Raw genomic sequence first — 23,527 nt, 5'->3', positions numbered from 1 at the left:
GTCAGGCTTTTGCGGCGCGGGCTTGTTTTTCCAGCTTTTTCTTAATGCGATCGCGTTTTAACGGCGACAGATAGTCGATAAACAGTTTGCCGACCAGATGATCCAGCTCGTGTTGCAAACAAATAGCCAGCAGACCGTCAGCTTTCAACTCGAACCAGTTGCCGTCCACATCCTGCGCTTTTAACGTGATCTCGGCCGCCCGTTCGACATTGGCGTAGTTTTGCGGCACGGACAGACAACCTTCTTCATAGGTGGTGTCACCGCTTTTTTCAGTAATTTCCGGGTTGATAAATACCTGAGGCTGGTTACGATCTTCAGACAGGTCTATCACCACCACACGCTGATGCACGTTGACCTGCGTGGCAGCCAGACCAATGCCATTTTCGGCATACATGGTTTCCAGCATATCAGCCACTAACTGGCGGGTTTCTGCGGTTACTGCCGCAACAGGTTTGGCAATCGTCCGCAGACGCTCGTCGGGATAATGTAAAACGGTTAGAACAGCCATGGCACCTACAAAATTATGCTTTGTGAATATATCTGTGTTATGGTTCAATTTTAGCCATTAAATCGCTGTAATAACAGCTTCCTATGCATTCTGTGCAATAATTACTGCAGTTCCGGGCCGAAGGAAACTGGCATGCTCAAAACAATAACAAGCTCAATCGCCGCCCTGTTGTTCTGTCTGACGACATCTGTCTCAGCTGATATTCTCGCTATAAAGCCTGATGCTCCCAAGAGTTACACCGTCAAACAAGGGGATACTTTGTGGGACATTTCTGGTTTGTATCTGCAACAACCCTGGTTGTGGCCACAGCTGTGGAAGCTTAATCCGCAGGTGGAAAATCCACACCTGATTTATCCCGGTGACGTGCTGAGTCTGAGTTATGACCAGGATGGCCGGCCGATATTGTCGGTTAATGGTAACGCAATCAAAGTGTCACCGGCAGCATCTGACAGTGCCGAAAGCAATGGCATCCGGAAATTGTCGCCACAGGCCCGTAAATCGTTAAAAAATACCAAAGCAGTCACGACAATCCCGCTGATGATGATTCGGCCATTCCTGACCTACGAGCAGTCTTTGTCGGCTGAACAAATTGATCGCTTGCCTTATGTGTTAGGCGCGGACGACCACGTAAAAAATGCCAGTCAGGGCCATATTCTGTATGTGCGTGGCCAATTGCAACAAGACGCTGCATACGGTATCTATCGCAAAGGCAAAGCCTATATCGACCCACAGACCGAAGAGATCCTTGGATATGAAACTATTCTGGTTGGCACGGCCCGCGCATTCCGTGCCGGCGGCGCTGAAGTCGATCAGCCCGCTTCAGTGGCCGTGCTGGATGTGAAGCAAGAGATCCGCCAAGGTGATCGCTTAATTCCTGCGGCGGACGGACAAAGCCTGCCAGCGTTTTTTATGATGCGAAAACCAGAGAAACCTTTAGCCGGCACTATCATCGACACCACTTCAGATCTGCGGGAGTTTTCCAGCTGGGATATTGTCGTGTTGAATAAGGGCCAGCAAGATGGACTCAAAGCGGGTTATATGTTTTCGATCTCCCGCCAGTCACCAACTGTGGTGGATTCAAGCCGCGGACCTGTTTATATGTCAGATGCTTCGAAATATCAGAAAATTATGGGCGGTATTGACGGTGACCGCATCGAGATGCCGAAAGAACAAATTGGTGAACTGATGGTGTTTAAAGTGGCAGAACGCACCAGCTTTGCTATCGTCACAGGAACGAAAAAACCAATCCGGGTCGGCGACAGCATCGGCGACCTGTAATCTTTCACTCCAAGCCGTTGCTGCATTGCAGCTGCCAATACGGCGGGTAGGCCAATAGGGGGAGATCATGGACGATCTCAACTGCTGGCTGCGACTGATGGCGGTGCCTGGGCTGGATGTCAGCAAACTGGTGGCGCTCAGGCCGGCCATATCTATCGCCGAGTTGTGTCAGGCATCCACATTTCAATTGCAGCGGCTGGGACTTTCCGGCGCGCAAAGTTTACATCTGCAACAATCACAGAAAAAAGCTGATGCGGCGTTGCGCTGGCTTGAAGCCAGCAGTAACCACTGGTTTATGCCTTATACCGATCCCCGTTATCCGCCTTTATTAAACCAAATCAAACATCCACCTTTGGGATTATTCGGCCGCGGCGATCCGACTGTGCTGGGTAAACCACAAATCGCCATAGTCGGCAGTCGAAGACCCACGCCCGCCGGACGGCAGCTGGCGCTTGAGTTTGCTGCTGAACTGGCAGCGCTTGGTTTTGTGATCACCAGCGGCCTGGCGCGTGGCATCGATGGTGCAGCGCATCAGGGTGCCTTACGGGCGCAGGGGCAGACTATCGCCGTGATGGGACACGGTTTGTGTTTTGTCTATCCGCCACAACATCAGGCGTTGCATCAGCAAATCACTGAGCATGGCGCTGTTCTGTCAGAGTTTTTGCCGCAACAGCATGCAAAGCCGGAGTTTTTCCCGATCCGTAACCGTATAGTTGTGGGTTTAAGCCTTGGTACTTTAGTGGTGGAGGCTGCGGAAAAGAGTGGCTCACTGATTAGTGCGCACTATGCTGCCGACTACAATCGTGAAGTGTTTGCCATACCCGGCTCGATCCGCAATCCGCAAGCTGCTGGTTGTCACGAGCTTATCCAACAGGGCGCTAAACTTACCCGTTCGGTCGCCGATATCGTAGAAGAGTTGGCACCTCAGCTTGTTGCCGGTTTAATCCGCAGCACGCTGGAAAAAAATAGTTGTTTGCCGCACTTGTCCGACGATAGCTTGTTAGCTAACGTAGGAGATGAGGCAACTGCAATAGACCTGATTGCAGATCGCGCAGCAATGCCGGTAGCCGACGTAACCATTGCCCTGCAACAGCTTGAATTAAGTGGTGCAGTGGCAGCCGTACCTGGTGGCTACATTCGAGTGAGGGGGCCTAGTCATGTTTGATATCCTCGTCTACCTGTTTGAGAATTACATCCACAACGAATCGGAAATTTACGTCAACCAGGCCGATTTGACCAAAGAACTGGTCAAAGCCGGATTTCATGATGATGACATCTTCAAAGCCCTGCGCTGGCTGGAAAATTTATCCCAGCTGCAAGAAAGTCATGTTAAACCCTATTTAACCAAAACCACGTCGACGGCAGTGCGGGTGTTTACGCCGCAAGAGCTGCAAAAGCTGGATGCTGAATGTCGGGGGTTCCTGCTGTTTCTGGAGCAAATTAATGTGTTGGATTTGCCAACCCGGGAAATGGTGCTGGACCGCGTAATGGATTTGGATAGTGCAGAAGTCAGCCTGGAAGATCTGAAATGGGTCGTGTTGATGGTGCTGTTTAATGCCCCAGGACATGAAACAGCTTATGCCCAAATGGAAGATCTGATATTTGAAGAACCTACCGGTCTGCTGCATTGAACCGCAGTCAGCGTAAAAATTCATGGTGATACAACGCCGGTATTTGCCGGCGTTGCCTTTTCTGTGGCCGTCTATGCGATAATAACCCACCTTCGACTGCCGGCCGTTTGAGTTATGTCTGACCAACCTTTGTTTGCCATTCCAGAACACAAACAAACCTGTCCATTGTGCCAGCACGAACTGGTGATGAAATCCGGCAAGCATGGCCCGTTCTTGGGTTGTAGTAATTATCCGGCCTGCAGTTATATTCAGAACCTGCACCCACACGAGAGTACAGTCGTTAAATTACTGGAAGACACGCCATGCCCGAGTTGTGGTTCGGCACTTGCGGTAAAAAATGGTCGTTATGGCATGTTTATCGGATGCAGTAATTTTCCGGAGTGTCATTTCATCGTGCATGAAGAACCGGTGATAGTAGACGACGTGCAATGTCCGCAATGTCAGATTGGTCAACTGGTCGAACGTACCAGTAAATACGGCAAAACCTTTTATGGCTGCAATCAATATCCGAAATGCGATTTTGTGTTGAATTTCAAGCCTGTAGCCGGTACCTGTCAGAGCTGTGGTTTTAGTTTGCTGGCGGAGAAGCCAGGGGCCAATGGCGTCAAGATGATTTGCGCCAGTCGTAAATGTCAGGCTGTGCAGCCGCGTTGACAGTAAAAGAAAAGGCCCGTATGGGCCTTTTAGTCGTGTTAGATCTGTTTCGCGCGTTCGCGTAGTTTGGTGGCCATTTGCGCCACTTCCGGAAAACTGCTTTCAGGCAGCAATGCACTTAAGGTGCTGAATCGTTCTGCCAGTTCTTTTGCCGTCGCCCCGCAAATATTGATGTGTCCCATTTTGCGACCGGCCCGTTTGGTTTTGCCGTACCAATGCAGGTGACATGACGGCAGACTCAGCACAGCCGGATTCACATAGTCTTCGCCGAGAATATTCACCATCACCGTTGGTCGCACCAGGGTCGTGCTGCCGAGTGGCAGACCACAAACTGCCCGCAGGTGGTTCTCAAACTGGCAGGTATCGGCGCCTTGTTGCGTCCAGTGCCCTGAGTTATGCACGCGTGGTGCAATTTCATTGACCAATAACTGCTCGCCGACCTGAAAAAACTCCAGCGCGAGCACGCCAACGTATTGCAGCTGACTAGCAACAGCGTCGAACATTTGTTTGGCTTGTTGTTGCAGGGCAGCCTGCGATGGCAGTGCAAGTGACACCGACAGTACACCATTGACGTGATGGTTTTCAGTCAGTGGATATACCACTGTGTCGCCATGTTCATTACGTACGCCGACCAGACTGACTTCGCGGTCAAACCGGACAAACTGTTCAGCAACAATGGCTTGCGGCAGGCTGTGATCGGCTCCTGCCATAAAAGCAGCAATGTCGGCCCAGACCAGCGCAGCATCTTCAGCATGCTTTAATCGCCATTGACCTTTGCCATCGTAACCAGCCAACGCACTTTTTAATACCAGTGGTAAACCCAGTTCATTAATAGCCAGCATGAACTCAGTTTCAGTCTGCACAATACGGTAGCCTGCGTTGGCGACGCCGGCGGCATCCAGCAAGGCCTTTTCCTGCCGCCGGTCACCACCGGCTTTAATGGCGGTGCTGTTGGGTTTGAACTTACCGCTGGCTTCACACACCGCCTGCACCGGGTAGGGGATATGCTCAAATTCTGAGGTCACCACGTCTGCAGCAGCCACTGCCTGTTCCAGCGTGAGTGGATAAATTTCACCAGTCACCGGATGTTGTACTTTGGCTGAATTTACATCGTAAGCCGTGACGTGCAGGTTCAGCGGCGCGCCGGCCAGCGCCATCATCCGTGCCAGCTGCCCGGCTCCCATGACTAATACGTTCATCACGCTTCCTCGGCCGGGTTAGGGTGCGCCAGCACAGCGTCGGTTTGTTCTTTGCGGAATGCATCAATTTTTGCGAGCAGACTGTCATCACTGGTCGCCAGAATTTGCGCTGCCAATAATCCGGCATTTGCCGCACCGGCATCACCAATCGCTAAAGTGCCAACCGCAACACCTTTTGGCATTTGCACGATAGACAATAATGAATCAATGCCTTTTAACGCTTTAGATTGAACAGGGACGCCCAGTACCGGCAATGAAGTGAAGGCTGCTGCCATGCCTGGCAGGTGTGCTGCACCGCCGGCACCGGCAATAATTACTTTTAAGCCGCGGCTGGCGGCATTACTGGCATATTCAGCCAGTAAGTGCGGGGTACGATGCGCAGAAACAACAGTGGTTTCATAAACGATGCCGAATTTGTCTAACATGTCTGCTGCGTTTTTCATGGTAGGCCAATCGGATTTGGAGCCCATAATGATACCGACTTTCATTGCTGTTTCCTCAAAACCGCCAGGTGCTGGCATAATAGGGCGCTATTATAGCCATCTGGCCGTTGCCAGGAAAATTTTTCACCAGTGTCTTCTGCCGGAAGCACCAAACGGGAGCCGATATGTCTGTTGATAAACATGCCGTCAAAGCTTTTTTACTGCAGCTGCAAGAGCAGATTTGCGCGGCACTGACAGCCTCCGATGGCTCTGCTGGTTTTGTCGAAGACAGCTGGGACCGTGCTGAAGGTGGTGGCGGACGCAGCCGGGTTTTGACCAAAGGCGCGGTGTTTGAGCAAGCTGGCGTGAATTTCTCCCATGTGTTTGGTGACAAAATGCCTGCTTCGGCGACGGCGCACCGGCCTGAATTGGCTGGCCGGCGCTTTGAAGCCATGGGCGTGTCGCTGGTCATTCACCCGAATAATCCTTATGTACCTACCAGTCACGCCAACGTGCGGTTTTTTATCGCTGAGAAAGAAGGTGAAGATCCGGTTTGGTGGTTTGGCGGTGGTTTTGATCTGACCCCATTTTATCCATTTGAAGACGATGTGCGGCACTGGCATCAGGTGGCGTTTGATTGCTGCGCGCCTTTTGGCGCGGATGTATATCCGAAATACAAAGCCTGGTGTGATGAATATTTCTATCTGAAACACCGTGGTGAAACGCGTGGTGTTGGCGGTTTGTTTTTTGATGATTTAAATCAATGGGGATTCGAGCGTAGTTTCGCGTTTATGCGGTCTGTCGGCGAAGCTTTTATCAAAGCCTATCAGCCGATCGTCGAGCGGCGTAAACAGACACCCTTTACCGATGCACACCGTCAATTCCAGCTATACCGCCGCGGCCGTTATGTCGAGTTTAACCTGGTGTTTGACCGCGGTACCTTATTTGGTTTGCAAAGCGGTGGTCGGACTGAATCGATCCTGATGTCGATGCCACCGCTGGTACGCTGGGAATATGGTTTTGTACCAGCAGACGGTTCGGCAGAAGCGCTGTTGTATCAGCGCTATCTGCAGCCACAGGATTGGCTCGGTATCAGTCGTTAAGGGTGCTTAACGTGGCTGGCCCTGTTCATCCCGGTTGATCATGTGGCTGGCCAGTTGGCCCAGGGCTTCGCTGAGGCCGCCGCGCAGTACTGGATCGGCCACTACTTCAGCCAGCGCCTGGTTCATACAGAGCATCCACTGGTCGCGCAGCGTCGGATTGACAGTAAAAGGCATATGGCGCATCCGCAGTCTGGGGTGACCATATTTCTGTTCAAACAAACCGGGGCCGCCAAGCCAACCCGACAAAAATTCAAAGAATTTCTGCCGGATGGTATCCAGTGGCAGTGGATGAATCGCATAGAGTTCGGCCGCTTCAGGGGCCGTGGCCATGATATCGTAAAAGCGGTTCGCCAGACGGCGGGTCGCGTCTTCGCCACCGATCAGCTGATACGGTGTTAGTTGCGGTGTCGGGTGTGCAGGATTTTTGGGCGACAACATTTGAATTAACTTCTTTAGCATGATGGGAGCTTCGTTGTGGATCGATATGCCGTCTTTGGTCATCCGATAGGACATTCCAAATCTCCGCTGATCCATCGCTGGTTTGCCGAACAAACCGGCCAGGTTCTAACGTATGAGGCGATTTTAGCACCGCTCGATGGCTTTGCCGACAGCTGGCTGCACTTTGTTGCCGAAGGTGGTCGTGGGGGCAACGTCACTGTACCGTTTAAAGAGCAGGCGTTTGCCTTAGCCCAGGTGCTGAGTGAGCGGGCGCAGCTGGCCGGTGCAGTGAATACTTTATATCTGGATGAGCAACAACGCCTCTGTGGCGACAACACAGATGGGGCGGGGCTGGTTGCCGATTTACTGCGCCAGGATGCATTGCTGGAAGGGGCGAATGTGTTGCTGCTGGGTGCTGGTGGCGCCAGTCGCGGTGTCATTCAGCCACTGCTTGACGCAGGTGTTGCACATATTCATTTGGCAAACCGGACAGTGTCCAAAGCGCAGCTGATCGCACAATTGTTTGACCCGCGCGTTAGTGCCGGCAGTTATGCCGAAGTGCCGAAACAGCGTTGGCATTTACTGGTCAATGCTACGTCGAGTGGTCTACAGGGAGAACGCCCGCCATTACATGAGCAACATCTTGAATACTGTCAGTTGGCCTATGACATGCTCTATGGCGCCGAACCTACGCCGTTTTTGCAGTGGTGCCATCAGCAAGGCGTACCTCAAATCGCCGATGGGTTAGGCATGCTGGTTTCGCAGGCGGCTGAAAGCTTTGCCATCTGGCGTGGTGTACGACCGGAGGTCGAGCCAGTATTAATGAAGTTACGGGAGCTGCTGCGCGGATGAACCAACAACTGATCTTTAACCATGACTATCAGTTTGACGAAGCTGCAGTTGCTATACGCTGTTCAATACTGCAAGGTGGACTGCGCAACATTGTATATATCCGGATGCCGGAAGGCTGGACAGCAGCAGCCTGGCTGGCGCAAGTCCGCGAAGACAGCTTCTTTTGGGAAGACGAGATTGAACTGGCACTAAAACGGGGAGAGCTCGACCCGGATGGCAACTTATGGCTGGATGGCTCAGTCTGAAAACCAGAGCCGAATCTTTGTCTCTATATAGTGGCTTTTTGATCTCGCCACTATATAGAGGTAGGTACTTAGTTCGATTCCGCCAGATACTCGTTTTTCAACACGACATAGTTTTGTGCCGATGCTGACAAAAAAGCCCGTTCTGCATCAGTGAGTGGCCTGGCTTGTTTGACCGGGCTGCCTACATATAAGTGGCCGCTTACCAGACGCTTGCCTGGCGGCACTAAACTACCGGCGCCAATAATCACATCATCTTCCACAATCGCATCGTCCATCACGATAGCGCCCATGCCGACCAGAATACGATTGCCGAGGCGACAACCATGTAGCATGCATTTATGACCCACTGTGACATCGTCGCCAATAATCAGCGGTGAGCCATCAGCATTCTTACTACTCGGGCGTGACACGTGCAACACCGTACCGTCCTGTACATTGGAACGCGCACCAATCCGGATAAAGTTCACATCACCGCGTGCTGCAACCAGAGGCCAGATGCTGACATCATCCCCTAACACGATGTCACCGGCTAAAACTGCTGATTCATCAACATAAACATTGGCACCCAGTGCCGGACTCACACCTTTATATGAACGTATCGACATCTTAAACTCCTCATCTGCTGCGGAATTATGCGACATTTGTGTATAAAAAACACCTTTCGTTGAAATTTCACCCGAACGATCGCAAAAGCGTAACTTTTCTCAAATTTAGTCTTGCGCGAGTTTTAAAACGACCTATAATGCGCGCCATGCCGACGGGGTGAAGCGAAACGCGAAACGCCGGGTGAGTTTGAAAAGTGAAAGATAGTCGATAAAAAGACGCTTGACACGAATTAAAAACTGACTAAAATGGCCGCCTCGCAGCGAGGTTGGGGTGAAAGCCTTGAAATCGCAAGTGAGGTAATTAAGTAGGTTGAGCAGCGTAGTTTATTTAAATAGTAAATTTCTCTGCTTGACTTAAAATCTGGGAAGTGTAAGATACGCCTCCCGCTTCGAAGTCGAAGCACGCTCTTTAACAATTAGCAATCAATCATCTGTGTGGGCACTCGTTGAAGATGTATCGCATGATACGAATAAAATCTTCAGTTGAGTGACTATATAGTCAATTTATTTAGTCAGTAAACTGAGCAGCTGTTTCGGCAGCAAAAAACTTTTAATTGAAGAGTTTGATCATGGCTCAGATTGAACGCTGGCGGCAGGCCTAACACATGCAAGTCGAGCGGGGTTTTCGGACCTAGCGGCGGACGGGTGAGTAATGCGTAGGAAGCTACCCGATAGAGGGGGATACCAGTTGGAAACGACTGTTAATACCGCATAATGTCTACGGACCAAAGTGTGGGACCTTCGGGCCACATGCTATCGGATGCGCCTACGTGGGATTAGCTAGTTGGTGGGGTAATGGCTCACCAAGGCGACGATCCCTAGCTGGTTTGAGAGGATGATCAGCCACACTGGAACTGAGACACGGTCCAGACTCCTACGGGAGGCAGCAGTGGGGAATATTGGACAATGGGCGCAAGCCTGATCCAGCCATGCCGCGTGTGTGAAGAAGGCCTTCGGGTTGTAAAGCACTTTCAGCGAGGAGGAAGGGAGTTGTGTTAATAGCACAGCTTCTTGACGTTACTCGCAGAAGAAGCACCGGCTAACTCTGTGCCAGCAGCCGCGGTAATACAGAGGGTGCAAGCGTTAATCGGAATTACTGGGCGTAAAGCGCACGTAGGCGGTTTTTTAAGTCAGATGTGAAAGCCCCGGGCTCAACCTGGGAATTGCATTTGAAACTGGAAAACTAGAGTGTGTGAGAGGGGGGTAGAATTCCAAGTGTAGCGGTGAAATGCGTAGAGATTTGGAGGAATACCAGTGGCGAAGGCGGCCCCCTGGCACAACACTGACGCTCAGGTGCGAAAGCGTGGGGAGCAAACAGGATTAGATACCCTGGTAGTCCACGCCGTAAACGATGTCTACTAGCTGTTCGTGACCTTGTGTCGTGAGTAGCGCAGCTAACGCATTAAGTAGACCGCCTGGGGAGTACGGTCGCAAGATTAAAACTCAAATGAATTGACGGGGGCCCGCACAAGCGGTGGAGCATGTGGTTTAATTCGACGCAACGCGAAGAACCTTACCTACTCTTGACATCTACAGAAGACTGCAGAGATGCGGTTGTGCCTTCGGGAACTGTAAGACAGGTGCTGCATGGCTGTCGTCAGCTCGTGTTGTGAAATGTTGGGTTAAGTCCCGCAACGAGCGCAACCCTTATCCTTAGTTGCCAGCGAGTTATGTCGGGAACTCTAGGGAGACTGCCGGTGATAAACCGGAGGAAGGTGGGGACGACGTCAAGTCATCATGGCCCTTACGAGTAGGGCTACACACGTGCTACAATGGTATGTACAGAGGGAGGCAAGCCAGCGATGGTGAGCGGATCTCTTAAAGCATATCGTAGTCCGGATCGCAGTCTGCAACTCGACTGCGTGAAGTCGGAATCGCTAGTAATCGCAAATCAGAATGTTGCGGTGAATACGTTCCCGGGCCTTGTACACACCGCCCGTCACACCATGGGAGTGGGTTGCAAAAGAAGTAGGTAGCTTAACCTTCGGGAGGGCGCTTACCACTTTGTGATTCATGACTGGGGTGAAGTCGTAACAAGGTAACCCTAGGGGAACCTGGGGTTGGATCACCTCCTTACCAAAAGCGAACAGATTTAACGAAGTGTCCACACAGATGATTGATTGTCATGTAGAGCAAACAGTAAGACCCATTGCGGTTACGGCTGGTCTGTAGCTCAGGTGGTTAGAGCGCACCCCTGATAAGGGTGAGGTCGGTAGTTCGAGTCTACTCAGACCAACCAATATCGCCTGTATGGGGTTATAGCTCAGCTGGGAGAGCGCCTGCCTTGCACGCAGGAGGTCAGCGGTTCGATCCCGCTTAACTCCACCATTCCTTGTGAATCAAGTGAAATCATAAGCGAAGAAAATAACTGTTTGAGTTCAAATCAGAATGCACTGCGGTGTGTTGTGATTTGAGCTTTACGCTCATACTGCTCTTTAACAATTAGGTAAGCTGATAGAAAGTAATAAATAAGGTCAACAATTTTATTGTGAACCTTACTCACAACAACGTACGACGTCAAAGACAATTTGGGGTTGTATGGTTAAGTGACTAAGCGTACACGGTGGATGCCTTGGCAGTCAGAGGCGATGAAGGACGTGCTAACCTGCGAAAAGCTGTGAGAAGTCGGTAAGAGACGTTAGACTCACAGATGTCCGAATGGGGAAACCCAGTGTGTTTACACACTATCGTATGATGAATACATAGTCATACGAGGCGAACCGGGAGAACTGAAACATCTAAGTACCCCGAGGAAAAGAAATCAACCGAGATCCCCTTAGTAGCGGCGAGCGAAAGGGGGCTAGCCCTTAAGTTGATAGCAATGCAGTGGAATCATCTGGAAATATGAGCGATACAGGGTGATAGCCCCGTACACGAAGCGTTGTTATCAATGAAAACGAGTAGGACGGGACACGAGACATCCTGTTTGAACATGGGGGGACCATCCTCCAAGGCTAAATACTCCTGACTGACCGATAGTGAACCAGTACCGTGAGGGAAAGGCGAAAAGAACCCCTGTTAGGGGAGTGAAATAGAACCTGAAACCGTGTACGTACAAGCAGTGGGAGCCTCCTTGTGGGGTGACTGCGTACCTTTTGTATAATGGGTCAGCGACTTACGTTTTGTAGCGAGGTTAACCGAATAGGGGAGCCGTAGGGAAACCGAGTCTTAACTGGGCGAATAGTTGCAAGGCGTAGACCCGAAACCCGGCGATCTATCCATGTGCAGGTTGAAGGTTGGGTAACACTAACTGGAGGACCGAACCCACTAATGTTGAAAAATTAGGGGATGACGTGTGGATAGGGGTGAAAGGCTAATCAAGCCGGGAGATATCTGGTTCTCCTCGAAAGCTATTTAGGTAGCGCCTCGAGCGAATACCATTGGGGGTAGAGCACTGTTAAGGCTAGGGGGTCATCCCGACTTACCAACCCTTTGCAAACTCCGAATACCAATGAGTACTACTCGGGAGACACACGACGGGTGCTAACGTCCGCCGTGAAAAGGGAAACAACCCAGACCACCAGCTAAGGTCCCAAAGTCATGGTTAAGTGGAAAACGATGTGGAAAGGCATAGACAGCTAGGAGGTTGGCTTAGAAGCAGCCACCCTTTAAAGAAAGCGTAATAGCTCACTAGTCGAGTCGGTCTGCGCGGAAGATGTAACGGGGCTCAAACCATGCACCGAAGCTGTGGACTTGCATTATGTGCAAGTGGTAGAGGAGCGTTCTGTAAGCCTGCGAAGGTAGATTGTGAAGTCTGCTGGAGGTATCAGAAGTGCGAATGCTGACATAAGTAACGATAAGGGGAGTGAAAAACTCCCCCGCCGGAAGACCAAGGGTTCCTATCCCATGCTAATCAGGGTAGGGTAAGTCGGCCCCTAAGGCGAGGGCGAAAGCCGTAGTCGATGGGAAACGGGTTAATATTCCCGTACCGACAGTACTGCGATGGGGGGACGGAGAAAGCTAGGCAAGCATGGCGTTGGTAGTCCATGTGAAAGTACGTAGGCAGAGGGATTAGGTAAATCCGGTTCCTTAATGCTGAGATACGAGACGAGCCACTACGGTGGTGAAGTTGCTGATGCTACGCTTCCAGGAAAAGCCTCTAAGCTTCAGGTACTGTTGACCGTACTCGAAACCGACACAGGTGGTCAGGTAGAGAATACCAAGGCGCTTGAGAGAACTCTGGTGAAGGAACTAGGCAAAATAGTACCGTAACTTCGGGAGAAGGTACGCTCTCTAATGTGAAAGACTTGCTCTGTAAGCATCGGAGAGTCGCAGTGACCAGCTGGCTGCAACTGTTTATTAAAAACACAGCACTCTGCAAACTCGAGAGAGGACGTATAGGGTGTGACACCTGCCCGGTGCCGGAAGGTTAATTGATGGGGTTAGCGCAAGCGAAGCTCTTGATCGAAGCCCCGGTAAACGGCGGCCGTAACTATAACGGTCCTAAGGTAGCGAAATTCCTTGTCGGGTAAGTTCCGACCTGCACGAATGGTGTAATGATGGCCAGGCTGTCTCCACCAGAGACTCAGTGAAATTGAAATTGCGGTGAAGATGCCGTATACCCGCGGCTAGACGGAAAGACCCCGTGAACCTTTACTATAGCTTGGCACTGAACATTGACCCTACATGTGTAGGATAGGTGGGAGACTATGAAGTTGGAACGCCAGTTCTGATGGAGTCGTCCTTGAAATACCACCCTTGTATGTTTGATGTTCTAACGTAGGTCCCTTATCGGGACTGCGGACAGTGTCTGGTGGGTAGTTTGACTGGGGCGGTCTCCTCCTAAAGAGTAACGGAGGAGCACGAAGGTTGGCTAAGTACGGTCGGACATCGTACGGTTAGTGCAAAGGCAGAAGCCAGCTTAACTGCGAGACAGACACGTCGAGCAGGTACGAAAGTAGGTCTTAGTGATCCGGTGGTTCTGTATGGAAGGGCCATCGCTCAACGGATAAAAGGTACTCCGGGGATAACAGGCTGATACCGCCCAAGAGTTCATATCGACGGCGGTGTTTGGCACCTCGATGTCGGCTCATCACATCCTGGGGCTGAAGTCGGTCCCAAGGGTATGGCTGTTCGCCATTTAAAGTGGTACGCGAGCTGGGTTTAGAACGTCGTGAGACAGTTCGGTCCCTATCTGCCGTGGGCGTTGGATGATTGATTGGAGTTGCTCCTAGTACGAGAGGACCGGAGTGAACGAACCGCTGGTGTTCGGGTTGTCATGCCAATGGCACTGCCCGGTAGCTACGTTCGGAACGGATAACCGCTGAAAGCATCTAAGCGGGAAGCCGGCCAAGAGATGAGTCATCCCTTGTGCCTTGAGCACACATAAGGGTCGTTGGAGACCACAACGTTGATAGGTGAGGTGTGGAAGCGTGGTGACACGTTAAGCTAACTCATACTAATTGCCCGAGAGGCTTAACCATACAACGCCCAAGTTGTTTTGAGTGCGTGTGTTGTTGTGAAACGAATTATCAGCTTACTTAGTTAAAGACAGACAAACAGTTTTTGCCTGGTGGCAATAGCGCTGTGGAACCACCTGAATCCATTCCGAACTCAGAAGTGAAACGCAGCTGCGACGATGGTAGTGTGGCAGTTGCCATGCGAGAGTAGTACACCGCCAGGCTCCCAATAAATAAAATAGCCCCAGTCGAAAGACTGGGGCTTTTTTATTTATCGTGATTCTGGCGATGAAGTACTTGGAGAGTAGTACAGCGAAATCGGGATTTAAGAACGCAAAACTGTTTGCGTTCTTCCGATTGAGCAATCCCGAGCTCCGCGAGGGATATGAAGGCTCCCAATAAAGCCAAAGGGCCCACTCAGTCGAGTGGGCCTTTTGCTTTATGGCATCCTGACGGAATATTGCTCGAGTGGGGCAATCCCATGCGACAAAAACGTCAGGAACGTTTTTGGACCGCTTCAGCGGGCCGCGAAGCGGCGAACCCCATGGATGGGGTGAGCAACTAGGACAGCGACACCGGGAATTAATGACGCCAACAGTTTGGCGTCATTCCGGTGGAGCACACCCGAAGCTCCGCGAGGGTGCAGACTCCCACGAAGCCACCCGCACTTCATCATGCCAACCGAACCATTAGTGGGCAGGGGTTTAAGAACGCAAACAGTTTGGCGTTGCTGGCTGTCACACAGCTGATGAGCACACCCGAAGCTCCGCGAGGGTGCAGACTCCCACGAAGCCACCCGCACTTCATCTGTAGTGGTCAACTATTTCCGGACACTAACTTAGGTTGTTCTACTATTGCCGGCGGTAGCCCAGCATTAAAGCTGTGCGGTCGCCGATGGTTGTAATACCCCAACAAGTACTGGCTGATATCGGCTTTTGCCTCAAGCAAATCTTTATAACCCGTTGTTGGGACCCATTCTGTTTTCAGGCTGCGGAATAACCGCTCTGTCGGGGCATTATCCCAGCAGTTACCGCGCCGGCTCATGCTTTGAGAGATTTGGTAACGCCATAATCTTTGCCTGAAGGCCAGTGCTGTATATTGGCAGCCTTAGTCTGAATGAAACAGCACGCTTTTGGGTTTTCCACGTTGCTGGCATGCCATGTCTAACGCAGCTATCGCCGCATCCGCCTTGTCTGATATGGCATAACCCACCACTCGTCGCCGATACAAATCCAGCACCACAGCCAGATATACCCAACGCCCAGTCCAGATGTACCTGATATCTCCGGACCAAACCTGATAGGCTGCGGAAGGCTTAAATTCGCGTGCCAGTGTATTTGGAATATCAAGCCGTTCAGCCGTGGCAACTTTGTAGCGATGCGCTCTTGGTTGTTTGCTTTGCAACTGCAATTCTTCCATCAATCGCATGATTTTAAAACGACCAATACGAACTCTTTCACGGCGCAGAATTGCAACGAAGCTGCAGTTTCCGGCAGAGCCTTTGCTGTCATCGAAAATCGTGCTGACTCGTTGGCGCAACAACGTACGTCCTTCATCAACCGGCTTGGCAAGCCAGCCATAAAAGGCCGACCTGGACATTCCAAACAACGCACAGACCATTCCAGTTGGATACTGCTCAGTCAACGGGTTTGTCAGCGTATGTTTTTGAATTCATCCGACATTAAGAGAGTTGAGGGGGAGTTTTAGTAAGTTGAATCAATGGATTGCCAGCAAGATTGGTACTTTTGTTTCCATATTAGTGTTTGCTATACAACAGTACGGCCCTATTCAAGGAAATGATGTGATAAATAAATGATAAAAAAATGATAACAAATGAGTTGCTCTACAACGTTCGAATTAATGTTCTAAATTTCCGGTGCCACTTCTAACCACTGAGGAAAATATCATGAAATTTACGTTTCGGTACGTAGTTTTTTTAATGTTAGTTATGACTTTTACGGTGTTCAGTGAAGAGAAACGCTTTACTGAAGCCTTTCAATATCGGTGTGAAAATCCTGACCAGCCTAGCTCGGCACCGTTTTTGACTTATTTTTCACCCCATATGCTTGAGTATGCGGTTGATATAGATTTTGTTGTGAAGCAAACAGGAGTGTGTACATCGCTATTGATTGCATTAATTGAGCAACAATCAGGGCTGATTCGTCAGCAGACTACATTGCGCAAACCGTGGGCAAAACCATTTGGAGAGTTGTCTGAAAAGTTTGGATTTATTGCACAACTTGTTGATGTAGCTAAAAAATTACGTGAACTAAAGAATCGTTCTTACTCAGGCTACCTGCCCGCGCACGAAAAAATGGCGTATTTGTTTAATGTTGAATTACCAAAAGGCACACCCAAGCGCTTACTTCAGGATGATAAACGACTAGATTTCCAGATTCTGTACCGCGATATGTTTATGGTGGAATACAGGCCGATGACATATTTGCATACCAGCGATTTCGGACTCCGACAGGATCTTTTACTTCGGAGTTGGCAGTTTCGTCAGAACATGGTCCGATCCGTATTCGCAGTTACCAGATAATTGATTATATATCGAGCAAAGATACATCAGAAATGTTTGCCAAAATGCAGATGAATTCTACAGGTAGTGGTGCAGTACGTTGATCATCGTTACAGCAGGAACAGGTTCGACTGACCGCTATCAAAAATTATTGGTCTGTAGCCTTTTGTAGCATTTAATCCAAAAATTCGGCAAAGTTCACAGAACATTGTCTTTAGAACAGGTATAGATTACTGGATAAAAAGCGGATCTGATTACACAGATCCGCTGTTATCAAACCATTACATCGATATTTTGACCCAGATTACCAACCGGAGAAACGGTGGCTGCTGGCGCTGCAACAGTTGCGCTTTGTAACAATTGCATTGTCATCCGGGCTTCTTGTTTCTGCTGGGTTTTAGCTAACGCTGCACCCAACATTTCGTAGCTCTGACTTACAGCCAGGCTACTGATGCTATCAGTCATAGTTCCTCCCATGCCGTTACATCTCTAGCGTTATCGGCACCAATGTTACCAGCTTGAACCGAAACTATGATTATTCGTAAAGACGCTGAATCAGCTGGCAAAACGACAATAAAAAAGCCCCGTTTGTTGCAGCAAACGGGGCCGGGGGCTTTTCGCTAGGAGTGACTTATGATATTTCCAAAGCGTCAAGGTTCTGTTGGTATTGGTCAGCCAATCTGGACCAATGCCGTGGTATTCGGTTTCATAGTCTGTGGTGGCAGTGAAGGTGTCAGCGGTCTGACAGGGCGGGTCGGCCCTTTTTTCACTGTGCCTTTGACAACAGGAGGTGCTGCCATCGGTATATTGCCGAGCTTCGCAGCGAGCCCTTGTTGTATATCGGCAACTGTATAGCCAGCTTTAATTTTCATGCGGATATAAGGGATCCCACTAGCCTCGAGTGCGCCGCTGACAAACCAGTCAGGTACAGCTTTGTGGCCGTCTTTGTTTGCGTTATTAACCAGATCAATCACTGCGACAATTGACATATCGTCGGTATTACACAGTACATAGTCCAGATATTTGGCATTCAGTTTGAGTGACGCTGCACGTCGCGTTTTGTTGTCTGCGTTGTCTTTTAATTCCAGAATATCTGCCAGCTTGACCCGATTAATAATTTTGTATTGGCCGCCAACAGCGCGTTCCAGCAAATGCAGAAATGAACGCTCGATGTGCGTAAACAACTGTGTTTTCTTATGAAATGGAAATGGATTTCCATGATGAATAAACCGGTTTACAACTAAAGCCGCCAATACAGCCAGCGCTACCAGTAACAAAATGATCAGTTCCATAGTCACCTCAGACAAAATTTTGACGTTCAGCAGAAACGGCGAAGTACCGTGCTGATGTAAAGCAGAAGTCGTGCCAGAAAGTCCGCCATGCCAAGCATTGACTCATAATTTTCAGTGATGCCAGTCATTGCTAGCATTAATGGCTGTGATGCATCAATTCGGCCTATAGTGCTGCAACAACTTTTCGTAGCTTCGATGTTATAAAGGTGCGTCGTAACGCACAGATAAGCCAACTCCAGAGGAATCACCAATGATAAATTGCGCCGGATTGACCATTAAAGGTCCGCTTAACGCGGAGTATCAGCAAATTCTGACTGAGACAGCCTGCAGCTTTGTTGTTGACCTCATCCGAGAGTTCAGGCCTGAACTGCAACAATTACTGAAAACACGCCAGCAGGTACAGGCGAGGTTTGATGCCGGTGCGTTACCGGATTTTTTGCCTGAAACTGCGCATATCCGTCAAAGCGACTGGCAAGTTGCCGCGATCCCCGTGGATTTGCAGGATCGCCGTACCGAGATCACCGGACCCGTGGATCGGAAGATGATCATCAATGCACTAAACGCCGATGTGAAAGTATTTATGGCCGACTTCGAAGACTCGCAGGCTCCAAGCTGGCAGGGTGTGATTGAAGGTCAGATTAATATGCGTGATGCGAATCAGGGCACTATCAGTTACAGCGATCCGCAATCCGGTAAGCAATATGCGCTGCGTGACAATCCGGCGCTGCTGATTGCACGGGTGCGCGGATTGCACTTATGGGAGCGTCATTTAGAGGTTGATGGTGTGCAAGTACCGGGATCATTGGTTGATTTCGCATTGTATTTTTTCCATAACTATCAGATCCGCAAGCAAAAAGGGACTGGTGTCTATTACTACCTGCCAAAACTACAAAGTCACAAAGAAGCGGCTTGGTGGGATAAAGTGTTCAGATTTACAGAAAGCCGTTTTCAGCAGCCGACTGGCTTCATTCGCGCCACTGTGTTGATAGAAACCTTGCCGGCCGTGTTTGAAATGGACGAGATCCTGTATAGCTTGAAAGACCATATCGTGGCACTGAACTGCGGGCGCTGGGACTATATCTTCAGCTATATCAAAACGTTAAGAAATCACTCAGATCGGGTTCTGCCAGATCGACAAGTGGTTACGATGAACCAGCCATTTTTAAGTGCATATTCAAGACTGCTGATTAAAACCTGCCATCAACGTGGCGCGCTGGCGATGGGCGGGATGGCGGCATTTATCCCTGCCAAAGATCCGACGGCCAATGCGGCAATATTGCAAAAAGTGACGGCAGATAAATCGTTGGAAGCCAACAATGGTCATGACGGCACTTGGGTGGCGCATCCGGGGCTCGCTGCGACAGCCAATGCAGTATTTGATGCCAAACTTGGCGACCAGCCAAATCAGTTGCATGTCTTGCGTGAGCAGGATGCGCCTATTACTGCGGCCGAGCTGCTGCAACCGAGCGAAGGGGATCGTACGGAAGCCGGGATGCGGATCAATATTCGGGTTGCGCTGCAATATATTGCCGCCTGGATCAGTGGTAAAGGTTGCGTGCCGATTTATGGGCTGATGGAAGATGCGGCTACTGCAGAAATCTGCCGAACGTCGATCTGGCAATGGATTAAGCATGGTAAGTCATTGTCAAACGGGCAGTTAATTACCAAAGCCTTATTTACGTCGATGTTGGCGGAAGAATGCGAAGTGGTACGGGCTGAAGTTGGTATTGAACAGTGGCAACAACAATCCTTTGACAAAGCCGCGGCTTTATTGCTAAGTATCACCACAGCTGATGAGTTGGTGGACTTCCTAACCCTGCCAGCGTATGAGCTTTTAGTGTAACCCGAAGCAAAGAGGGGCATCCCAACCGCCCCTCTTTTTTTATCAAAGATATGACGCAAGCGCAGTGCCTTGTCTGCCGAGCTTTTTGACTATCGCTGTCTAACTCAATTCATCCGCAATTTCTACAATTAATCGCCTCAACCAGATATGACTGGCATCCTGATGCAACAATGGGCTCCAAATCATTTTCAGTTCGATCGATGGGATCGGGAATGGCGGATCCAGTACCTGCATGCTTGTATCGTTCCGGTACAACATTGCTGCGCGATAAGGTAATGTCGCAATTAAATCGGTCTCAACAGCCAGGTGCATCGCGACATGATAGTTGCGGGTAAATACGCTGATGTTTCGTTGTTTGCCAAATTTAGCTAATGCCTCGTCTACCCAGCCGAGTTTTTGTACATCGGCCGGGTCCATCCCGACGCCAACACCAAAGCCGGTTTTACTGACCCAAATATGCTGTCCTTTCAGATAGGTATCTAAATTGAAATTCTGCAAAATGGGGTTTTGTTTGTGCACCAGGCAAGCGAAGGCATCTTTCCAGATGGTTTTTTGGTGGAATGACTGTGGCAGTTGATCAAAGCGGTTAATCGCCATATCCACTTTGCCGTTCTCGACATCATGAAAGGTCACGTCAGACGGTGTCATGATGTCCAGCGATGTACCTGGCGCCTGCGCCCGCAGGCGTTTCAGTAAGGCCGGGATCAGCGTTGAAGCCGCATAATCGCTGGCCATAATGCGAAATACCCGATGGCTGTGTATTGGCTCAAACTCTTTGTTGGGCTGCAGGGTTTCCTCCAACGTCAACAGGACACCACGGACCACTGGCGCCAACTCCTTGGCGCGTTCGGTTGGCACCATGCCTTCAGAAGTCCGCACCAGAATCGGGTCGTTTAACAGGTCGCGCAGGCGTTTTAAACCGTTGCTCATTGCTGGCTGAGTAATATTTAACTGGTTGGCGGCCCGGGTGACATTTTTCTCCCTGAGCAACATATCCAGATAGACCAGCAGGTTTAAGTCGATTTTGCTGATATTCATCAAATCCCCTGTGAAATGGCGCTAATGACGGCAGATGTTGATATTTTGATATTCATATAATGAATGATGGGCATCAGAAAAATCAACTAGATGAATTGGTTTATTGAAACCTATAGTGAAATGCAACAGCGCAAGGCACAAAGAAGTCTTGCAGTGCTGCTAAAGGAACAAACCCAATAGCCAGAACCCGATGAGGATGCAGTGATGTCAGCCTACTTACAGAAAGTCCAGCAACTGGAACAAAGTGTCAAAGTCAATGGCAGCGCCTGGAATGCAATCAGTGCTGAATATGCGACCCGGATGCAACTGCAGAACAGATTTAACAGCGGTCTGGATATCGCACAATATACCGCCGATATTATGCGCCGCGACATGGCAGAGTATGACGACGATAGCGCCAGCTACACCCAGTCACTCGGTTGCTGGCATGGTTTTATCGGTCAGCAGAAACTAATTGCTATCAAGAAACATTTTGGCAGCACGAAAAAGCGCTACCTGTACCTGTCGGGCTGGATGATTGCTGCGCTGCGTTCTGAGTTCGGGCCACAACCTGATCAGTCGATGCACGAAAAAACGGCAGTACCGGCGCTGATTGAAGAGCTGTATACCTTTTTAAAACAAGCGGACGCCCGTGAACTTGGCGGCCTGTTCCGTGAACTGGATGCTGCGCGTGCCGCGGACCAGCAAAGCAAAGTGACTGAGATCCTGGCTAAGATCGATAATTTTGAAACGCACGTCGTGCCAATCATTGCCGACATTGATGCCGGTTTTGGTAACGCCGAAGCGACTTATCTGCTGGCGAAAAAAATGATCGAAGCCGGTGCCTGCGCCATTCAGATTGAAAACCAGGTGTCAGACGAAAAACAATGTGGCCATCAGGACGGTAAAGTCACAGTGCCACATGCCGATTTTCTGGCAAAGATTAATGCGGTGCGGTATGCCTTCCTGGAGCTTGGCATCGAAAACGGCATCATCGTGGCGCGCACTGATTCATTGGGTGCCGGTTTGACCAAACAAATTGCTGTCACCAACGAGCCGGGTGATTTGGGCGACTTGTATAACAGCTTTTTGGATGGCGAATACATTCAGAGCGCAGACGACATTCAAAATGGCGATGTCGTGGTGAAAGCCAATGGCAAACTATTGAAACCAAAACGCCTGGCCAGCGGCCTGTTCCAGTTCAAAGCCGGTTCTGGGGTTGACCGTGTTGTACTGGACTGTATTACATCGCTGCAGCATGGCGCGGACTTATTGTGGATAGAAACGGAAAAACCACATGTCGGCCAAATTGCCGAGATGGTGGACCGGATCCGCGCGGTGGTGCCAAACGCCAAGCTCGTCTACAACAACAGCCCGTCGTTTAACTGGACGCTGAATTTCCGTCAGCAGGTGTTTGATACATGGCAAGCCGCCGGAAAAGATGTGTCTGCCTATGACCGCGCCAAACTGATGAGTGTGGATTACGACAGCACAGATCTGGCGTTGGAAGCCGATGAACGGATCCGGACCTTCCAGGCCGATGGGGCAAAACGTGCCGGTATCTTCCACCACTTAATTACGCTGCCGACTTATCACACAGCGGCCTTATCGACCGACAATCTGGCCAAAGAGTACTTCGGCGCGGCGGGGATGCTGGGTTACGTCAAAGGTGTGCAACGTCAGGAGATCCGCCAGGGTATCGCCTGCGTAAAACACCAGAATATGTCGGGATCGGACATCGGCGATGATCATAAAGAGTACTTTGCCGGTGAAGCTGCATTAAAAGCAGCCGGTAAAGACAACACCATGAATCAGTTCTGAGGGGCACTGATTTGTGACCAGCCGGCAATTACAGACAGGTTGCCGGCAATTGCTGAAAAAAGTTTTACGTGGTCGGGTGAATCGACTGTTGGCAGCCAAAGATTGGCTGCCTTTTTTATTCGCGCCATCCATGGCGCTCACCTTTCAGGCCAACGCTTTGCGTTGTTAAAAATTGCTCCAGGCAATTTTTTATGTCCACGGAAGGGCGGTACAGTGAATCAGGGCTTTCGTAACGCCAACAGTTTGGCGTTACGCCTGATGAACGCCATTCGCTCTGCGAATGGCCGACAAAAATGCAGGAGCAATTTTTCGTGATGTCCACGGAAGGGCGGTACACGGAAAATGCAGGAGCAATTTTTCGTGATGTCCACGGAAGGACGGTACACGGAAAATGCAGGTACGTGGTACCCAGTACGTGGTACCCAGAGATTTTCCGTGATGTCCAGGCAAGATTCAGGCGCTGAATTCGCCTTGCGGCTGCAGATTCAATAACAACTGACTCAGACGGACTTTGTGGTAAGGCAGATGGCGTTCGGCTTTGCCGGTTTTGACCAATACCAGCGAGTGTTCCTGAAATTCTACTGAAGCACGCGCCGTGCGGATTTGATTACCATGCCGGCTGAATGGGACCTGCGCCAGCGCCAGGCGTTCACACAATAACAGCTTTAACATCCGTTTATCATACATTTGTACGTCTCC

General features: G+C 50.2%; 20 protein-coding genes, 2 tRNA genes and 3 rRNA genes. 15 read left to right on the top strand and 10 right to left on the bottom strand.

The annotated features are described in order from the left end of the window. Position 1: 1 nt before the first annotated feature. A complete protein-coding gene (def, locus tag ATY27_RS02060) occupies positions 2-508 on the bottom strand; it encodes a peptide deformylase (RefSeq protein WP_208932506.1) in 507 nt (168 codons plus the stop codon). Positions 509-640: 132 nt separating this feature from the next. Between def and ATY27_RS02055 the strand changes: the two genes are divergently transcribed. The 4 genes from ATY27_RS02055 to ATY27_RS02040 all read left to right on the top strand — a co-directional run bounded on the left by ATY27_RS02055 (position 641) and on the right by ATY27_RS02040 (position 4,071). Further along, positions 641-1,786, top strand: coding sequence for a LysM domain-containing protein (locus tag ATY27_RS02055; RefSeq protein ID WP_208932505.1), 1,146 nt, complete (start codon positions 641-643; stop codon positions 1,784-1,786). A 67-nt stretch (positions 1,787-1,853) separates the two neighbouring features. Then, on the top strand, positions 1,854-2,951 hold the full coding sequence (gene dprA, locus ATY27_RS02050; RefSeq protein WP_208932504.1) for a DNA-processing protein DprA: 1,098 nt from the start codon (positions 1,854-1,856) through the stop codon (positions 2,949-2,951). Beyond that, on the top strand, positions 2,944-3,417 hold the full coding sequence (locus tag ATY27_RS02045) for a DUF494 family protein (protein WP_208932503.1): 474 nt from the start codon (positions 2,944-2,946) through the stop codon (positions 3,415-3,417). Before dprA ends, ATY27_RS02045 begins: the two co-directional genes overlap by 8 nt. Before the next feature lie 114 nt (positions 3,418-3,531). Then, entirely contained in the window at positions 3,532-4,071 is a 540-nt protein-coding gene (locus ATY27_RS02040) for a topoisomerase DNA-binding C4 zinc finger domain-containing protein (RefSeq protein WP_208932502.1), read from the top strand. A 38-nt stretch (positions 4,072-4,109) separates the two neighbouring features. Here the strand turns inward: ATY27_RS02040 and ATY27_RS02035 are convergent, their stop codons facing one another. After that, complete coding sequence (locus tag ATY27_RS02035; protein ID WP_208932501.1) at positions 4,110-5,270, bottom strand: 5-(carboxyamino)imidazole ribonucleotide synthase; 1,161 nt, start codon at positions 5,268-5,270, stop codon at positions 4,110-4,112. Next, positions 5,270-5,758 (bottom strand): 5-(carboxyamino)imidazole ribonucleotide mutase, encoded by a 489-nt coding sequence (gene purE, locus ATY27_RS02030; protein ID WP_208932500.1) that lies wholly within the window; start codon positions 5,756-5,758, stop codon positions 5,270-5,272. The genes ATY27_RS02035 and purE overlap by 1 nt, the downstream gene beginning before the upstream one ends. Positions 5,759-5,877: 119 nt before the next feature. Here purE and hemF point away from each other — a divergent pair, with 119 nt between their 5' ends. Continuing rightward, positions 5,878-6,795, top strand: coding sequence for an oxygen-dependent coproporphyrinogen oxidase (hemF, locus tag ATY27_RS02025; RefSeq protein ID WP_208932499.1), 918 nt, complete (start codon positions 5,878-5,880; stop codon positions 6,793-6,795). Positions 6,796-6,801: 6 nt separating this feature from the next. Here hemF and ATY27_RS02020 read toward each other — a convergent pair whose 3' ends face one another. Continuing rightward, on the bottom strand, positions 6,802-7,233 hold the full coding sequence (locus tag ATY27_RS02020) for a group II truncated hemoglobin (protein ID WP_208932498.1): 432 nt from the start codon (positions 7,231-7,233) through the stop codon (positions 6,802-6,804). A gap of 36 nt (positions 7,234-7,269) precedes the next feature. Between ATY27_RS02020 and aroE the strand changes: the two genes are divergently transcribed. Both aroE and ATY27_RS02010 read left to right on the top strand, forming a co-directional pair. Continuing rightward, positions 7,270-8,085 carry a shikimate dehydrogenase gene (gene aroE / locus ATY27_RS02015; RefSeq protein ID WP_208932497.1) on the top strand — a complete coding sequence of 272 codons (816 nt, stop codon included), beginning with the start codon at positions 7,270-7,272 and terminating at the stop codon, positions 8,083-8,085. Further along, entirely contained in the window at positions 8,082-8,330 is a 249-nt protein-coding gene (locus ATY27_RS02010; RefSeq protein WP_208932496.1) for a hypothetical protein, read from the top strand. Before aroE ends, ATY27_RS02010 begins: the two co-directional genes overlap by 4 nt. A gap of 68 nt (positions 8,331-8,398) precedes the next feature. Here ATY27_RS02010 and ATY27_RS02005 read toward each other — a convergent pair whose 3' ends face one another. Then, entirely contained in the window at positions 8,399-8,935 is a 537-nt protein-coding gene (locus tag ATY27_RS02005; RefSeq protein WP_208932495.1) for a gamma carbonic anhydrase family protein, read from the bottom strand. Between the two features lie 551 nt (positions 8,936-9,486). Between ATY27_RS02005 and ATY27_RS02000 the strand changes: the two genes are divergently transcribed. From ATY27_RS02000 to rrf, 5 genes are all read left to right on the top strand, one after another. Continuing rightward, positions 9,487-11,011 (top strand): 16S ribosomal RNA (locus tag ATY27_RS02000). A gap of 86 nt (positions 11,012-11,097) precedes the next feature. Beyond that, positions 11,098-11,174, top strand: a tRNA-Ile gene (locus ATY27_RS01995). Between the two features lie 13 nt (positions 11,175-11,187). Beyond that, positions 11,188-11,263: transfer RNA gene (locus ATY27_RS01990), tRNA-Ala, on the top strand. 212 nt (positions 11,264-11,475) lie between these two features. Further along, positions 11,476-14,358, top strand: a 23S ribosomal RNA gene (locus ATY27_RS01985). Positions 14,359-14,443: 85 nt separating this feature from the next. Further along, a 5S ribosomal RNA gene (gene rrf, locus ATY27_RS01980) occupies positions 14,444-14,558 on the top strand. Together the 16S, 23S and 5S rRNA genes with 2 tRNA genes alongside form the textbook arrangement of a ribosomal RNA operon. An 883-nt stretch (positions 14,559-15,441) precedes the next feature. On the opposite strand, the gene ATY27_RS01970 is transcribed toward rrf, so the two are convergent. Then, positions 15,442-15,933: a DDE-type integrase/transposase/recombinase gene (locus ATY27_RS01970; protein WP_208932493.1), complete on the bottom strand. Its 492-nt coding sequence runs from the start codon at positions 15,931-15,933 to the stop codon at positions 15,442-15,444. A gap of 307 nt (positions 15,934-16,240) precedes the next feature. Between ATY27_RS01970 and ATY27_RS01965 the strand changes: the two genes are divergently transcribed. Then, positions 16,241-16,876 (top strand): hypothetical protein, encoded by a 636-nt coding sequence (locus ATY27_RS01965; RefSeq protein WP_208932492.1) that lies wholly within the window; start codon positions 16,241-16,243, stop codon positions 16,874-16,876. Between the two features lie 252 nt (positions 16,877-17,128). Here ATY27_RS01965 and ATY27_RS01960 read toward each other — a convergent pair whose 3' ends face one another. Both ATY27_RS01960 and ATY27_RS01955 read right to left on the bottom strand, forming a co-directional pair. Further along, positions 17,129-17,320, bottom strand: coding sequence for a hypothetical protein (locus ATY27_RS01960; RefSeq protein ID WP_208932491.1), 192 nt, complete (start codon positions 17,318-17,320; stop codon positions 17,129-17,131). A gap of 206 nt (positions 17,321-17,526) precedes the next feature. Continuing rightward, complete coding sequence (locus ATY27_RS01955) at positions 17,527-18,147, bottom strand: DUF2726 domain-containing protein (protein WP_208932490.1); 621 nt, start codon at positions 18,145-18,147, stop codon at positions 17,527-17,529. Between the two features lie 250 nt (positions 18,148-18,397). On the opposite strand from ATY27_RS01955, the gene aceB reads away from it, so the two are divergent. Beyond that, positions 18,398-19,990 (top strand): malate synthase A, encoded by a 1,593-nt coding sequence (gene aceB / locus ATY27_RS01950; RefSeq protein ID WP_208932489.1) that lies wholly within the window; start codon positions 18,398-18,400, stop codon positions 19,988-19,990. 99 nt (positions 19,991-20,089) lie between these two features. Here aceB and ATY27_RS01945 read toward each other — a convergent pair whose 3' ends face one another. Beyond that, a complete protein-coding gene (locus ATY27_RS01945; RefSeq protein ID WP_208932488.1) occupies positions 20,090-21,028 on the bottom strand; it encodes a LysR family transcriptional regulator in 939 nt (312 codons plus the stop codon). Positions 21,029-21,232: 204 nt separating this feature from the next. On the opposite strand from ATY27_RS01945, the gene ATY27_RS01940 reads away from it, so the two are divergent. Further along, positions 21,233-22,828: an isocitrate lyase gene (locus tag ATY27_RS01940; RefSeq protein ID WP_208932487.1), complete on the top strand. Its 1,596-nt coding sequence runs from the start codon at positions 21,233-21,235 to the stop codon at positions 22,826-22,828. Positions 22,829-23,281: 453 nt separating this feature from the next. Here ATY27_RS01940 and ATY27_RS01935 read toward each other — a convergent pair whose 3' ends face one another. Beyond that, positions 23,282-23,515: a hypothetical protein gene (locus ATY27_RS01935; RefSeq protein ID WP_208932486.1), complete on the bottom strand. Its 234-nt coding sequence runs from the start codon at positions 23,513-23,515 to the stop codon at positions 23,282-23,284. Positions 23,516-23,527 lie beyond the last annotated feature (12 nt).

The sequence above is a fragment of the Rheinheimera sp. F8 genome, assembly GCF_001518915.1.
This window is presented reverse-complemented; position numbering and strand designations above follow the sequence as displayed.

Coding starts and splice junctions, on each gene's coding strand:
- def (WP_208932506.1), bottom strand. CDS start 508: ATGGCTGTTCTAACCGTTTTACATTATCCCGACGAGCGTCTGCGGACG.
- ATY27_RS02055 (WP_208932505.1), top strand. CDS start 641: ATGCTCAAAACAATAACAAGCTCAATCGCCGCCCTGTTGTTCTGTCTG.
- dprA (WP_208932504.1), top strand. CDS start 1,854: ATGGACGATCTCAACTGCTGGCTGCGACTGATGGCGGTGCCTGGGCTG.
- ATY27_RS02045 (WP_208932503.1), top strand. CDS start 2,944: ATGTTTGATATCCTCGTCTACCTGTTTGAGAATTACATCCACAACGAA.
- ATY27_RS02040 (WP_208932502.1), top strand. CDS start 3,532: ATGTCTGACCAACCTTTGTTTGCCATTCCAGAACACAAACAAACCTGT.
- ATY27_RS02035 (WP_208932501.1), bottom strand. CDS start 5,270: ATGAACGTATTAGTCATGGGAGCCGGGCAGCTGGCACGGATGATGGCG.
- purE (WP_208932500.1), bottom strand. CDS start 5,758: ATGAAAGTCGGTATCATTATGGGCTCCAAATCCGATTGGCCTACCATG.
- hemF (WP_208932499.1), top strand. CDS start 5,878: ATGTCTGTTGATAAACATGCCGTCAAAGCTTTTTTACTGCAGCTGCAA.
- ATY27_RS02020 (WP_208932498.1), bottom strand. CDS start 7,233: ATGTTGTCGCCCAAAAATCCTGCACACCCGACACCGCAACTAACACCG.
- ATY27_RS02010 (WP_208932496.1), top strand. CDS start 8,082: ATGAACCAACAACTGATCTTTAACCATGACTATCAGTTTGACGAAGCT.
- ATY27_RS02005 (WP_208932495.1), bottom strand. CDS start 8,935: ATGTCGATACGTTCATATAAAGGTGTGAGTCCGGCACTGGGTGCCAAT.
- ATY27_RS01970 (WP_208932493.1), bottom strand. CDS start 15,933: ATGTCCAGGTCGGCCTTTTATGGCTGGCTTGCCAAGCCGGTTGATGAA.
- ATY27_RS01965 (WP_208932492.1), top strand. CDS start 16,241: ATGAAATTTACGTTTCGGTACGTAGTTTTTTTAATGTTAGTTATGACT.
- ATY27_RS01960 (WP_208932491.1), bottom strand. CDS start 17,320: ATGACTGATAGCATCAGTAGCCTGGCTGTAAGTCAGAGCTACGAAATG.
- ATY27_RS01955 (WP_208932490.1), bottom strand. CDS start 18,147: ATGGAACTGATCATTTTGTTACTGGTAGCGCTGGCTGTATTGGCGGCT.
- aceB (WP_208932489.1), top strand. CDS start 18,398: ATGATAAATTGCGCCGGATTGACCATTAAAGGTCCGCTTAACGCGGAG.
- ATY27_RS01945 (WP_208932488.1), bottom strand. CDS start 21,028: ATGAATATCAGCAAAATCGACTTAAACCTGCTGGTCTATCTGGATATG.
- ATY27_RS01940 (WP_208932487.1), top strand. CDS start 21,233: ATGTCAGCCTACTTACAGAAAGTCCAGCAACTGGAACAAAGTGTCAAA.
- ATY27_RS01935 (WP_208932486.1), bottom strand. CDS start 23,515: ATGTATGATAAACGGATGTTAAAGCTGTTATTGTGTGAACGCCTGGCG.